The 13533-nt window shown below is 70.9% G+C and carries 12 protein-coding genes and 1 pseudogene; 12 read left to right on the top strand and 1 reads right to left on the bottom strand.

Annotated features, from left to right (window positions below):
- Nucleotide 1: 1 nt before the first annotated feature.
- From ACIOHP_RS48640 to ACIOHP_RS48595, 10 genes are all read left to right on the top strand, one after another.
- Entirely contained in the window at nt 2-883 is an 882-nt protein-coding gene (locus tag ACIOHP_RS48640; RefSeq protein ID WP_401898122.1) for a carbohydrate ABC transporter permease, read from the top strand.
- Complete coding sequence (locus tag ACIOHP_RS48635; RefSeq protein WP_401898119.1) at nt 880-1710, top strand: carbohydrate ABC transporter permease; 831 nt, start codon at nt 880-882, stop codon at nt 1708-1710. The genes ACIOHP_RS48640 and ACIOHP_RS48635 overlap by 4 nt, the downstream gene beginning before the upstream one ends.
- Nucleotides 1707-2792, top strand: a complete 1086-nt coding sequence (locus ACIOHP_RS48630) for an ABC transporter ATP-binding protein (RefSeq protein ID WP_401898118.1) — start codon at nt 1707-1709, stop codon at nt 2790-2792. The genes ACIOHP_RS48635 and ACIOHP_RS48630 overlap by 4 nt, the downstream gene beginning before the upstream one ends.
- Complete coding sequence (locus ACIOHP_RS48625) at nt 2789-3625, top strand: DeoR/GlpR family DNA-binding transcription regulator (protein WP_361478410.1); 837 nt, start codon at nt 2789-2791, stop codon at nt 3623-3625. The genes ACIOHP_RS48630 and ACIOHP_RS48625 overlap by 4 nt, the downstream gene beginning before the upstream one ends.
- Entirely contained in the window at nt 3603-4676 is a 1074-nt protein-coding gene (locus tag ACIOHP_RS48620) for an ABC transporter ATP-binding protein (RefSeq protein WP_401898116.1), read from the top strand. Before ACIOHP_RS48625 ends, ACIOHP_RS48620 begins: the two co-directional genes overlap by 23 nt.
- Nucleotides 4673-5704 (top strand): 2-hydroxyacid dehydrogenase, encoded by a 1032-nt coding sequence (locus ACIOHP_RS48615; protein WP_401898115.1) that lies wholly within the window; start codon nt 4673-4675, stop codon nt 5702-5704. Before ACIOHP_RS48620 ends, ACIOHP_RS48615 begins: the two co-directional genes overlap by 4 nt.
- A gap of 17 nt (nt 5705-5721) precedes the next feature.
- Nucleotides 5722-7149, top strand: coding sequence for an FGGY family carbohydrate kinase (locus ACIOHP_RS48610; protein ID WP_401898113.1), 1428 nt, complete (start codon nt 5722-5724; stop codon nt 7147-7149).
- 26 nt (nt 7150-7175) lie between these two features.
- On the top strand, nt 7176-8222 hold the full coding sequence (locus tag ACIOHP_RS48605) for a glycerophosphodiester phosphodiesterase family protein (RefSeq protein ID WP_401898112.1): 1047 nt from the start codon (nt 7176-7178) through the stop codon (nt 8220-8222).
- Complete coding sequence (locus ACIOHP_RS48600; RefSeq protein WP_361540906.1) at nt 8222-8452, top strand: hypothetical protein; 231 nt, start codon at nt 8222-8224, stop codon at nt 8450-8452. The genes ACIOHP_RS48605 and ACIOHP_RS48600 overlap by 1 nt, the downstream gene beginning before the upstream one ends.
- Nucleotides 8453-8520: 68 nt before the next feature.
- Nucleotides 8521-8742: a hypothetical protein gene (locus ACIOHP_RS48595; protein WP_401898109.1), complete on the top strand. Its 222-nt coding sequence runs from the start codon at nt 8521-8523 to the stop codon at nt 8740-8742.
- A gap of 9 nt (nt 8743-8751) precedes the next feature.
- Here the strand turns inward: ACIOHP_RS48595 and ACIOHP_RS48590 are convergent, their stop codons facing one another.
- Entirely contained in the window at nt 8752-9408 is a 657-nt protein-coding gene (locus ACIOHP_RS48590) for a DsbA family protein (protein ID WP_361540912.1), read from the bottom strand.
- Between the two features lie 159 nt (nt 9409-9567).
- Between ACIOHP_RS48590 and pepN the strand changes: the two genes are divergently transcribed.
- Both pepN and ACIOHP_RS48580 read left to right on the top strand, forming a co-directional pair.
- On the top strand, nt 9568-12141 hold the full coding sequence (gene pepN / locus ACIOHP_RS48585; RefSeq protein ID WP_401898106.1) for an aminopeptidase N: 2574 nt from the start codon (nt 9568-9570) through the stop codon (nt 12139-12141).
- Between the two features lie 234 nt (nt 12142-12375).
- Nucleotides 12376-13407 (top strand): annotated as a pseudogene (locus ACIOHP_RS48580) (hypothetical protein); the annotation flags it as partial.
- Between the last annotated feature and the right edge of the window lie 126 nt (nt 13408-13533).

Raw genomic sequence — 13533 nt, 5'->3', positions numbered from 1 at the left:
CATGCGGCTCGCCCTGCGCCCGTACGTTCTGATCGTCCCCGCCCTGCTGTTGACCTGCGGGATCCTCTATCCCTTCGGACTCGGGCTGTACTACACGCTCTTCGACTTCTCGGCGAGCAAACCCCAGCCCGACATGGTGCGGTTCGAGAACTACCAGACCGTCTTCACCCAGGACGCCTTCTGGAACTCGGCCTGGGTGACGGTGCTGTACGCGGTCGGCGCGGCCGCCGCCGAGACGTTTCTCGGGGTCGCCGTCGCCCTGCTGCTGCACCGCTCGTCGATCGTCGGCCGGGTGCTGGAGAAGATCCTGATCCTGCCCCTGATGATCGCCCCCGTGATCGCGGCGATCATCTGGAAGCTGATGCTGCAACCGTCGGTGGGGGTGGTCAACTACCTGCTGAAGCCGGTGGGCTTGGGCGGAGTGCAGTGGACGGACACCCCGAGCGGGGCGCTGCTGTCGTCGATCGCCGTGGACGTGTGGGTCTACACACCGTTCGTCGCGATCCTCGCTCTCGCCGGACTGCGGTCGCTGCCGACCTCCCCCTTCGAGGCGGCGGCCGTCGACGGGGCGAGCTGGTGGTACACCTTCCGCCGGCTCACCCTGCCGATGCTGTGGCCGTACGTCCTGGTCGCGGTGATCTTCCGGTTCATGGACTCGCTGAAGGTGTTCGACATCATCTACGCCCTCACCGAGGGCGGCCCGGGCGACTCGACCGTCGTCCTCCAGATCCGGGCGTACCTGGAGGCGATCCGCTTCCAGCGGTACTCCTTCGGGATCAGCTACACGATCGTGCTGTGGGCCGTGGTGTACCTGGCCGCGATGGTGCTCGTACGCCATCTCGGGAAGATCCAGCGGAAGGCGGCGGAGGTGGCCCCCGAATGAGCCTGCGCAAGCGCCTGTCGGGCTGGCTGGCGGATGCCGCCCTCATCGTCTACTTCGTCTTCGCGCTCTTCCCGATCGCCTGGATGCTGATCCTGTCCCTGAAGCCCACGAACGAGCTCTTCAGCACCTACTTCTCCTTCTCCCCCACCCTCGACGGCTACCGCACGGTCCTCGGCGACAGCGAGGGCATCCCCTTCGTGCGGTTCTTCGTCAACAGCCTGGTGGTGTCGCTGGGGGCGGTGCTGCTGTCGCTGCTGGTCGGACTGCCGGCGGCGTACGCGTCGGCGCGATGGCGGTTCAAGGGCTCGGAGAACCTGATGTTCACCCTGCTGTCGTTCCGGTTCGCACCCGAACTGACCGTGATCATCCCGCTGTTCGTGCTGTACCAGAAGCTCGGCCTGTTCGACACGTACGTCGGCATGATCTGGGTGCTCCAGCTGGTCACCCTGCCGCTGATCGTGTGGATCATGCGGTCCTACTTCGCCGATCTGACCCCGGAGCTGGAGCAGGCGGCCCTGCTGGACGGCTACACCCGCAAACAGGCCTTCTTCAAGGTGGCCCTCCCCCTGGTCAAGCCGGGAGTGGCGGCCGTGTCGCTGCTCGCCTTCATCTTCGCCTGGAACAACTTCGTCTTCCCGCTCATCCTCACCTCCAACGAGGCCCAGACGGTGACCGTCGGCGCGCTGTCCTTCCTCGGCGGCGACCGCCCCAAGTACAACCTCACGGCGGCGGCGGCCCTGGTCTCCGTCGTACCGCCGCTGCTGCTCGCCCTGACCATCCAGCGGTATCTGGTGCGGGGGCTGTCGTTCGGGGCGGTGAAGTCGTGATCGGGCTGCGGGGGGTCAGCAAGACGTACGGCAAGGTCACGGCCCTCGACGGGCTCGAACTGGAGGTCCGAGAGGGCGAGTTCTTCTGTCTGCTCGGTCCCTCGGGGGCCGGCAAGACCACGACGTTGAAGACCGTCGCGGGGCTGGAGCTCCCCGACGCCGGGACGGTCGAGATCGACGGCAGGGACATGCGGGACATCGAGCCGTACGACCGTGGCGTCGCGATGTGCTTCGAGAGCTACGCCCTGTATCCGCACCGGTCCGCGTACGACAATCTGGCCTCGCCGTTGCGCTCGCCGCGCTATCGGCTGCCTGCCACCGAGGCCCGGGAGCGGATCGGCGCGATCGCCGAACTCCTCGGGATCAGTGGCTTATTGGATCGGCCAGTCGGTCAGTTGTCCAATGGTCAGCGGCAGCGCGTCGCCCTCGGCCGTGTGCTGGTCCGGCCCGCACGCGCCTTCCTGTTGGATGAGCCACTCAGCCACCTCGACGCCAAGCTCCGCCAGCAGATGCGGGCCGAGCTGAAGGCGATCGGGGCGGTACGGCGCACGACGACCCTGTACGTCACCCACGACTCCGTGGAGGCACTGGCGCTCGGCGACCGGATCGGGGTCATCCGTGAGGGGCGGATCGTGCAGACGGGGACGCGGGAGGAGATCTGGTACCGGCCCCACGACACGGAGGTGGCGCGGGCGTTCGGGCGGCCGCGGATCAATCTGCTGCCGGGGACCGTGACCGAGGACGGGGGTTTCCGGTCGGCGGACGGGAAGGTCGAGCTGCCGCTGTCGGTGAAGGCCGCGCCGGGGACGGACGTCCTCGTCGGGGTCCGCCCCAGGGACATCGCCCTGAACGGCCAGGGCCTCGAACTCACCGGCACCGTCTACGTAACCGAGGTCCTCGGCCGGGCCGTCGAGGTCACCGTCCGCCTCGGCGAGCAGCACGTGTCCTTGGTGGCGCCCCGGGCCGACACCACCGGGCTGCGTCCCGACGATCCGGTACGGCTGACGGTCCGGCCTGAGAACCTGCTGCTGTTCGAGGCCGACCGGCCGGAGCGCCCAGGACGACGGATCGGGAAACGATGAGCAACAGCGCACAGCAGGGTCCCGCGGCCCGCCAGTCCGCCATGGCGGAGCAGGTCCTCGCCGACGGCTCGGCGACCGCGGCCGAGCTCGCCGAGCGGTTCGGGGTGAGCCTGATGACGATCCACCGGGACCTCGACGAGCTCGAACGGCAGGGGATCGTCAGGAAGTTCAGGGGCGGCGTGACCGCTCAGCCGTCCGGGGTCTTCGAGTCCAACGTGCAGTACCGCCTGAAGACCATGCGGGCGGAGAAGGCCGCCGTCGCCGACCACGCGCTCAAGCTGATCGAACCCGGCATGGCGATCATGCTGGACGACTCCACCTCCACCCTGGAGATAGCCCGCGGACTCCGCCTGGGCGAGATCACCCCGCTGACGGTCGTCACCAACTTCCTGGAGGCGCTCAACCTCCTGTCCGACCAGCGCGGCATCCATCTGATGGCCCTCGGCGGCGACTACGACCCCCTGCACTCCTCCTTCCTCGGCGTCTCCTGCGTCGAGGCGGTCCAGTCGCTGCGCGTGGACGTCTGCTTCGCGTCCACGTCGGCCGTGCACGGCGGATACGCCTACCACCAGGAGCAGCACATCGTGTCGGTGAAACGGGCGATGCTCGACTCGGCCGCCCGCAACGTCCTGCTGATCGACCACACCAAGCTCTCCCGGACCGCCCTGCACCGCGTCGCCCCCCTGTCCCGCTTCGACCTGGTGCTGGTCGACGACGGGGCGCCGGCGGACGCGCTGCGGGACCTGGACGAGCACAAGGTCCGGTACGAGGTCTGTGCCACGAACGCGACGAACGCGACGAGGGGCGGCGATGACCCAGCTGGAGTTACGTGAGCTGCGCAAGACGTACCGTGCACGGGGACGCCCGGCCGTGGACGCCGTACGGGGCCTCGATCTCGCCCTGCGATCGGGGGAGTTGCTCGGGCTGCTGGGCCCGTCCGGGTGCGGCAAGTCCACCACGCTGCGGATGATCGCCGGTCTGGAGACGGTCACCGGCGGGGACATCCTGGTGGACGGGCGGTCGGTGATCCAGAGCCCCGCGCAGGCCCGCAACATGGGCGTCGCCTTCGAGAACTACGCGCTGTATCCGCCGCTGACGGTGGCGGAGAACCTGGCGTTCGGGCTGAGGGCGCGGCGCCGCGCCGCCCGCGGGGACGTCTCCCGGAAGGTGGCGGACATCGCCGAACGGGTCGGCCTGACCGACCTCCTCGACGCCCGCCCGGCGGGCCTGTCCAGCGGTCAGAAGCAGCGCGTGTCCCTCGCCCGCGCCCTGATCCGCGAACCGGACGTGCTGCTCCTGGACGAGCCGCTCTCCCATCTGGACGCGGCCCAGCGCGACACCACGCGCCGTGAACTCAAGCGCATCCAGCGGGATCTGGGCCATACGACCATCCTCGTCACCCATGACCAGGAGGAGGCCCTCTCCCTCGCCGACCGGATCGCCGTGATGAGGGACGGGGTGATCCAGCAGCTGGGCACGCCGTACGAGATCTACGACAGCCCCGCCAATGTCTTCGTGGCCGACTTCGTCGGCGAACCCGCGATCAACCTGCTGAAGGGCGTCGCGACCGACGACGGCCGGGCCCGTCTCTCGGAGTCGGTGCGGCTCGCGCTCCCGGTGCCGGTGGCGGCGGGCCGGGAGGTGGTGGTCGGGATCCGCCCGGAGGATCTGCGGCTGTCCGGGGGCGAGGGCCTGCCCGCGCGGGTCGTGGCGCACGAGCCCCTGCTGGAGTCGGGCATCGCCACGCTGGCCCTTCAGGGCGTCGAGTTGGTCGTCCTCACCGACCCGGAGGTGCGGCTGGCCCACGGCGACGACGTCCGTGTGACCGCCGACCCGGACCTCACCCATGTCTTCGACGCCGAGACGGGAGACACCCTGCGATGAGCGAGATCCTGCGGATCACGGCAGCCGGCGACCACTTCGTCCTGCCGGGCCTGATCGCCCGCGCGGTGGCCGACGAGGTCGGCGAACAGTCCGTGGAGATAAGTGAGTTGACGCTCGGCTGGCCCCTGGAGCCGTTCGGGCCGGTCGCGGAGGTCATGGAGGCGAGCGACGCCGAGGAGGAGCTGATCGGGGCGCTGTCCGGTGCGGAGGTGCTGGTCACACAGATGGGCCCGGTCACCGAACGGGTCCTGGCCGCCTCACCCTCACTGCGCCTGGTGGTCGTCTGCCGGGGCGGTCCGGTCAACGTCAACCTGGAGGCGGCCAAGGCGCACGACGTCCGTGTCTGCTTCACCCCCGGGCGCAACGCCGCCGCCACCGCCGAGTTCACCGTGGGCCTGCTGCTGGCCGCTCTCCGCCGTATCCCCCAGGCCCACCACCTCCTCGCCGGGCAGGGAAGTTGGGAGGGGGCGGCGTACTACACCTACGAGAACAGCGGGCTGGAGCTGGAGGACCTCCCGGTCGGGCTCGTCGGCTACGGCGCGGTGGGCAGCCGGGTCGCCCGGGTGCTCTGCGCCTTCGGCGCGCAGGTCATGGTCCACGACCCCTACGTCCGCGGCGAGATCCACGGTCTGCGGGTGCCGTCCCTCGACGAACTCCTGCGCAGGTCCCGCGTGATCACCCTGCACGCCCGTCTGACCGAGGAGACCCGGGGCCTGATCGGCGCCCGTGAACTGGCGCTGCTCCCGCCGGGCGCGGTCGTGGTCAACGCGGCCCGCGGCCCCCTCCTGGACGAGGAGGCGCTGTGCGACGCCCTGGAGAGCGGGCGGCTGTCGGCGGCGGCGCTGGACACGTACGCGAGGGAGCCGGTGCCGGCGGACTCACGGCTGCTGGGGCTGGCGGAACGGGTGGTGATGACCCCGCATCTGGGCGGGGCGTCGCGCGCGGTGGCGGAGAAGGCGGCACGGATCGCGGCGGAGGAAGTGGGCCGCTGGCTGCGCGGGGAACCCCCGGCGCACTGTCTGACCTGAGGCACGAGGAGGCGCTCATGTACGTGGGGATCGATGTGGGCACGTCCACGGTCAAGGCCGCCGCCTTCGACGGCTCGGGGCGTGAACTGGCCGTCGCCGCCCGCCCGGTGGGCCTCGCCCTGCACGGCGGTTTCGTCGAGCAGGACATGGACGAGGTGTACGGGGCGGTCGTCGCCGTCCTGGAGGAGGTGACCTCGCGCGTGCCCGGGCCCGTGGAGCTGGCCGGGCTCACGGGGCAGGGCGACGGGGTGTGGCTGGTCGACGCGCAGGGCCGTCCGGTGCGTTCGGCGGCGTCCTGGATGGACGGCCGGGCGCACGAGCTGGTCGACCGGTGGCTGGCGGACGGCACGTTCGAGACGGTGTTCCGGCGGACGGGCAGTGCCATGTTCCCGGGCTGTCCGGGGCCGCTGCTGGCCTGGCTGGACAGTCACGACCCGAAGTCGCTGGACGCGGCGTCGGCGGCCGTCTACTGCAAGGACATGGTGTTCCAGCGGCTGACGGGGGCCGCCCGGGCGACGACGGACGTGTCGGACGCGTCGATGCCGTTCCTGGACCCGCGCTCGCGCACCTACGACAACCGGGTCGTCGAGCTGCTGGGCCTGACCCACCGGCGCGGTCTGCTGGCCCCGGTCAGCGACCCGGTCGCCACGGCCGAGGCGCGCGGCGAGGGCCTGCCGGCCGGCACCCGTGTCGCCGACGGCCCCTACGACCTGCCCGCCTGCGCACTGGGCGCCGGCGTGACCGCGCCCGGCGACGGTCTGCTGATCGTCGGCACCTGTCTGGCCAGCCTCGTCGCCACCGGCGACGTGGACCTGACCGGTGAGCCGGCCGGCCTGTACATCTGCACCGATCGCCCGGGCCACTGGCTGCGCGCCATGCCGGCGATGGTCGGCACGGCGGCCCTGGACTGGGTGCTGTCGACGACGGGCGTCCGGCACGAGGAGGTCGACGGCCTGCTCGCGAAGACCCCGCCGGGCGCGAACGGGGTCCGTGTCCTGCCGTACTTCGCTCCTTCGGGCGAGCGCGCGCCCTTCGTCGAACCCCGGCTGCGCGCCGAACTCACCGGCGTCTCCCTGGAGTCGACACGGGCCGACCTGGTCCGGGCCACCTGCGAGGGCATCGGGTACGCGGCCCGGCACTGCCTGGAGGCGGCGGGCCTGACCGGTTCCCTCGCCGTGTGCGGCGGCGGCACCCGCAGCCCCGCCTGGATGCGGCTGCTGTCCGACGTGCTCGGCCGTCCGCTGCGGGTCGTCGAGGGCGAGGTGGGGGCGCGGGGCGCGGTGCTCGCGGCGGCCGAGCGGTACGGGGTGGAGCTGGACGCCGAGGCGTGGACGCGGCCGACGTCGGTGGTGGAGCCGGACGCCGAGCGGGTGGCGTACTACGCGAAGGGGCACGAGGAGCATCTGGCGCGGCTGACGGCGGCCCGCGACCGGGCGCGCGACTGAATCGCCGTACGGGAATGGGGAGTCGCATGACTGACATAAGACGTCGATCCGTCCTGCTCGCGGCCGCGGCCACCCCGGTGACCGCGGCCGTGCCCGCCCACGCGGCGGATCCCGGAAGGGGGCGGCCCCTGGTGATCGGACACCGGGGAGCCGCCGGCTGGCGCCCGGAACACACCGCCGCCTCCTACACGTACGCCGTCCAGGTCGGCGCCGACTGGATCGAACCGGACCTGGTGCCGACGAAGGACCACGTGCTGGTGGTCCGGCACGAGAACGAGATCTCGCAGACGACGGACGTGGCGTCGCACCCGGAGTTCGGGGACCGTCGTACGACGAAGACGGTGGACGGGCGGTCGGTGACCGGCTGGTTCACCGAGGACTTCACGCTGGCGGAGCTGAAGACGCTGTGGGCGGTGGAACGTCTGCCGCTGGTCCGCAACCGCAACACGGTCTTCGACGGCCGGGAGCGGATCCTCACCTTCCAGGAGGTGGTGGATCTGGCGCGGAGGCTGTCGCGGTCGTCGGGCCGCACGATCGCCGTCTTCCCCGAGACCAAGCACCCGACGTACTTCCGCTCGATCGGCCTGGAGCTGGAGCCGCGGCTGACCGCCCTGATCCGCCGCAACCGCCTCGGGCCGCGCGAGTGCGTCGTGCAGTCGTTCGAGCCGACGAGCCTGCGGCGGATGACGGGGCTCGGCGTGCCGCTGTGGCAGGCGCTGGGGACGACGGGAGGGCCGTACGACCTGGCCTCGGCGGGTGATCCGACGACGTACGCGGACATGATGACCCCGGCGGGGCTGGCGCGGATCGCGCGGTATGCGGCGTGGATCGGGCCGGACAAGTCGTCGGTCGCCGCGTCGACCCTGCTGGCGGACGCGCACGCGGCGGGGCTGAGAGTGGGGCCGTACACCTTCCGCGCGGAGAACCAGTTCCTGCCCGCGGCCTTCCGGCGCGGAAGCGGAGCGAACGATTTCGGGGACGCGTTCGCCGAATACGCGCTGTACTACGGGCTGGGAGTCGACGCGGTGGTGACGGACTTCCCGGATCTGGCGGTGATCGCGAGGAGGGGCTGATGGGGACGCGCAAGCTGGCCTGCCCGACCTGCGGGACCATGGAGGACTTCCGGCTTCTCACCGAGGCGGAGAAGACGGCGGTGCGCGAGGACAAGGGCGCCGGGTACCGGGTGGACAACCTGTGGCGCTGCACCGCCGAGGGCTGTCTCTCGTACTACCGCCACCTCAACAAGAACGACGGCGGCCGCCTCCCCGACAAGTTCCGCGAGGAGAAGGCCGCCGAGAACTGACGGATTCCGGGCTCACGTCACCCGGGGCGGCGGGCCTACGCTCCCCTTCCGACCAGGGGGAGGTCCGTATGTCCGACTACATCCACTGCCCCACATGCCCCAAGGGCAGGGCGTATGCGTTCCGCAAGGTCAACAAGGCGGAGGAGACGTACATCGAGTCACTGCGCGGGAAGAAGGAGGCCCCCGGGTACTTCAGGTGTCAGGGCGGCACCGCGGCGGGGCAGTGCCTGTGGGTCCAGCCGCGCTGGAACCAGTCGAAGGGCTTCAGTCTTCCCGCGAGTTTCGGCTGACCGCGCCGGTCACAGGTTGCTGAAGTCCGGGCCCTTGGTGCGGGTGCGCTTGATCTCGTAGAAGCCCGGCACCGACGCGACCGCGAGCGTGCCGTCCCAGAGCCTTGCCGCGTCGTCGCCCTTGGGGGCCGGGGTGACGACCGGGCCGAAGAAGGCGATCTGCTCGCCGTCGGGGCCCGGGACGGCGATGACCGGGGTGCCGACCTCCTGGCCGACCTTCTCGATGCCCTCCTTGTGGGAGGCGCGCAGCTCGGCGTCGAACTCGAAGTCCTTCTGGTCGAAGTACTCGATCAGGTCGGCGGGCAGGCCGACGTCCGCCAGAGCGCCTTCGACGGCCTCGCGCGTCGGGCCCTGGCCTTCGTTGTGGATACGGGTGCCGAGTGCGGTGTAGAGCGGGCCGAGAATGTCGGAGCCGTGCTTCTGCCAGGCCGCGGTGACCACCCGGATCGGCTGCCAGGCCTTGGTCTCCAGCAGCTCGCGGTACTCCTCGGGCAGCTCGTCGATCTTCGGCTCGTTGAGGACGGCCAGGCTCATGATGTGCCAGCGCACCTCGATGTCCCGGACCTTCTCCACTTCGAGGACCCAGCGGGAGGTCATCCAGGCCCAGGGGCACAGCGGGTCGAACCAGAAGTCGACGGGCGTCTTGGTGGAGCCGGTCTCGGACATGCGTCTCCTAAGGAAAGTGTTCGATTGAAAGAGGGAACACCGACCGCACCCCGCGCCATTCCCCGCTCCCGCCCCTCATTCCCTGCTGCCGCGCGTCAGGGGCACATGGCAGGATCGGTGCTGTCCACATACCGAACACCCCCCGAGGGAGTGCCGCCCGTGCCCGGTGAGAATCTGTCCCGCGACGAGGCCCGGGAGCGGGCCGCCCTGCTGTCCGTCGACGGGTACGACGTGTCCCTCGACGTCCGCTCCGCCGTGGGCGGCGGGGACGAGGCGCCGCGCACCTTCCGGTCCGTGACCACGATCCGCTTCCGGTGCGGCGAGCCCGGCGCGTCCAGCTTCGCGGATCTGATCGCGCCGAGTGTGACGGCCGTCTCACTCAACGGCAAGGATCTGGACCCGAGCGAGGTCTTCGACGGCTCCCGGATCCTCCTGGAGGACCTGGCCGCCGACAACGAGCTGGTCGTGGACGCCCAGTGCGCCTACTCCCGCACCGGCGAGGGCCTGCACCGCTTCGTCGACCCCGAGGACGGCGAGGTCTACCTCTACACGCAGTACGAGCCGGCCGACTCCCGCCGCGTCTTCGCCAACTTCGAGCAGCCGGACCTCAAGGCCCCGTTCCGCTTCGAGGTGCGGGCGCCGGAGGCCTGGACGGTGTGGAGCAACGGCGTCGGGGAACGGTCCGAGGGCGTGTGGCGCTTCGCGGAGACGAAGCCGATCTCGACGTACATCACCTGTGTCGTGGCGGGCCCGTACCACTACGTGACGGACTCCTACTCCCGCGATCTGGGCGACGGTACGACGCTGGAGATCCCCCTCGGCGCCCTGTGCCGCAAGGGCCTGGCGAAGCACTTCGACGCCGACGACGTCTTCCTGATCACCAAGCAGGGCCTGGACTTCTTCCACGAGCACTTCGACTACCCGTACCCCTTCGGGAAGTACGACCAGGCGTTCGTGCCCGAGTACAACCTGGGCGCGATGGAGAACCCGGGCCTGGTGACCTTCCGCGAGGAGTACATCTTCCGTGGCAAGGTGACGCAGGCGTCCTACGAGGCGCGGGCCAACGTCATCCTGCACGAGATGGCCCACATGTGGTTCGGCGACCTCGTCACCATGGTGTGGTGGGACGACCTGTGGCTGAAGGAGTCCTTCGCGGACTTCATGGGCACGTTCGCCAACGTCGGCGCGACCCGCTTCGAGAACGCCTGGATCACCTTCGCCAACCGCCGCAAGGCCTGGGCGTACCGCGCCGACCAGCTGCCGTCGACGCATCCGATCACGGCGGACATCCGCGACCTCCAGGACGCCAAGCTCAACTTCGACGGCATCACGTACGCCAAGGGCGCCTCCGTGCTGAAGCAGCTCGTGGCGTACGTCGGGCAGGACGCGTTCCTCGAGGGCGCGCGGCGCTACTTCAAGCGGCACGCGTACGGCAACACCCGCCTCGGTGACCTGCTGTCGGTGCTGGAGGAGACCAGCGGCCGGGACATGGCGGCCTGGTCGCGGTCGTGGCTCCAGACGGCCGGGGTGAACTCCCTGACCCCGCAGGTGCTGTTGAACCCCGAGGGCCGGGTGGACGAACTCGCCGTGATCCAGGAGGCCGCCGAGTCCCACCCCGAACTGCGGCCGCACCGGGTGGCGGTGGGCCTGTACCGCAAGGGCGCGGACGGGTCGGTCGAGCGGTACGCGCGCGTGGAGGTGGACGTCGAGGGGCCGCGGACGGTCGTGCCGGAGCTGGCGGGTGCGCCGGCGCCGGAGCTCGTCCTGGTCAACGACGACGACCTGACGTACTGCAAGACGCGGTTCGACACGGGCTCCCTGGAGACCCTCAAGGGGCATCTGGGGGACCTCACCGATCCTCTCGCCCGCGCCCTGTGCTGGTCGGCGCTGTGGAACATGACGCGGGACGCGCTGCTGCCCGCCCGGGACTTCGTGGACCTGGTGCTGCGGTTCGCGGGCCGGGAGTCGGACATCGGCGTGCTGCAGATGCTGCACGCGTGGGCGAACTCCTCGCTGGTCAACTACGTGACCCCGGAGTGGGCTCCGACCGGCGAGCGGCTGCTGGCCGAGGGCGCGCTGAAGGAGCTGCGGCTGGCGGAGCCGGGCAGCGAGCACCAGCTGGCGTGGGCGCGGTTCTTCGCGACGGTGGCGTCGGGTGCGGCCGATCTCCAGCTGCTTCAGGGTCTGCTGGAGGGAACGGCGAGGATCGACGGTCTGGAGGTGGACCAGGAGCTGCGCTGGGCGTTCCTGGAGCCGCTGGCCGCGCACGGGGTGGCGGACGAGTCGGCGCTCGCGGCCGAACTGGCCCGCGACGACACCGCGTCGGGCAAGCGCCACCAGGTCCGCTGTCTGGCGGCCCGTCCGTCGGCGGCGGTGAAGGCGCAGGCGTGGGCGCAGGTGGTGGAGTCCGACGCTCTCTCGAACGCGCTGGTCGGGGCGACGATCTCGGGCTGGAACCAGTCCTCGCAGCGGGAGTTGCTGGCGCCGTACGCGGCGAAGTACTTCGAGGTGATCGAGCGGGTGTGGACGGACCGCTCGATCCAGATCGGCATGGACGTGGTCGGCGGCCTGTTCCCCTCGCTCCAGCAGTCGCGGGCGACGGTGGAGGCGACGGACGGGTGGCTGGCGGCGCACGAGGACGCCGCGCCGGCCCTTCGCCGTCTGGTGCTGGAGGCGCGGGACGACCTGGCAAGGGCGTTGCGTGGACAGGAGTGCGACGCGACGGCGGGCTGAACCGCCGGCCGCCGCCGATCTCCACCGATCTCTGCCCTGAGCTTGGGCTCTTGGTAGCCGTTACGAAATTCAGGCAATAGCGGCCGTAACCCCTGGTCCACCCCATTCGGACCAGGGGTTTTCGCCGCCTACTCGGCATCCGAACACCCGTCCTTTAGTACCGCCTTGTCCGCATTCGTCGACAGGCACGTAACAGGGGTTAGGAATCAGATCAACGGCGGGAATCTCCGCTGCATGAACCACAACACCCCGGTCCCCCCGCTCTCCCCCCGCCCGGTCCGCCACCTCTCGGAGGTGCACCGCCGGGTGATGACGGCCGCGCAGTTGAGGTCGCACGGCGTCTCCTCCTCGGAGGCGAACGAGCAGTGCCGCCCCGGCGGCCCCTGGCAGCAGCTCCTGCCGGGCGTGATCCTGCTCCACCCGGGCCCGCCGACCAGCGAGGAGCGCCTGCACGCGGTCCTGATGTACACGGCGAAGGAGCGCCCGGCGGGGGTCCCGGCCCAGCCCGGAGCCGAGCAGCCGCACGCCCCGACGTACGCGGAGGCGATGCTCACCGGCCTGGCGGCCCTGACGCTGCACGGCTTCACGTCGGCGCCCCCGCTGATGTCGCAGGACAAGCTGGACGTCCTGGTCCCGCGTCTGCGCCGGCTGCGCTCGACGGGCTGCGCCCGCATCGTCCGTACGACGTCCATGCCGGCCGCGCAGCAGGTCACGGGGCTCCCGGTGGCCCCGGTGCCCCGCGCCCTGGCCGACGCGGTGGCGGAACTGTCGGACGCGGGAGTGGTACGCCGGCTGCTCACCGAGGCGGTCCGGGGCGGCCACTGCGAACCGGCCGCGGTGGTCCGTGAGTTGAACAACGCGAAGCTGCTGAACCGCCCGCACGTGGTGGACGCGGTGGACTCCCTGCTCGCGGAAGGCCGGTCGATCGCGGAGGACCGCCTGTACCGCATGGTCCGCGAGCACGGCCTGCCGGACCCGGTGTGGAACGTCGACCTCCGCCTCCCCGGCGGCCCCCACCTGGGCGGCCTGGACGCGTACTGGCCGGAGCAGGCGGTGGCCGTGGAACTGGACACCCGGGCCCCCCGCCAGGACGAGGACGCCCTGTGGTCCGAGTACGCCCGCAAGCGCGAACACCTGGAGCGCCTCGGCATCACGGTCGTCCACATCACCCCGAAGAAGCTCCGCGAGGCGTCGGAACAGCAGGCGGCCGTGGTCCGCACGGCACTCATGGCGTCGGGCGACCGCGACCCGGCGGCGTATGTCGTGGGGGGGGGCCCCGGGGGGGGGGGCCCCCCCCCCCCCCCCCCGGGGGGGGGGGGGGCCGCCGGGGGAGGTGGTTGTGGGGGCCCACGCGTGCGGTGGCGCACCCGTGGTGTTTATGTTACCCACGGG

It is taken from the genome of Streptomyces sp. NPDC087859 (genome assembly GCF_044742595.1).
GTDB classification, from domain to species: Bacteria; Actinomycetota; Actinomycetes; order Streptomycetales; family Streptomycetaceae; genus Streptomyces; species Streptomyces canus_F.
Note: the sequence above shows the minus strand (reverse complement) of the source record. Positions and strands in the feature narration are given on the sequence as shown.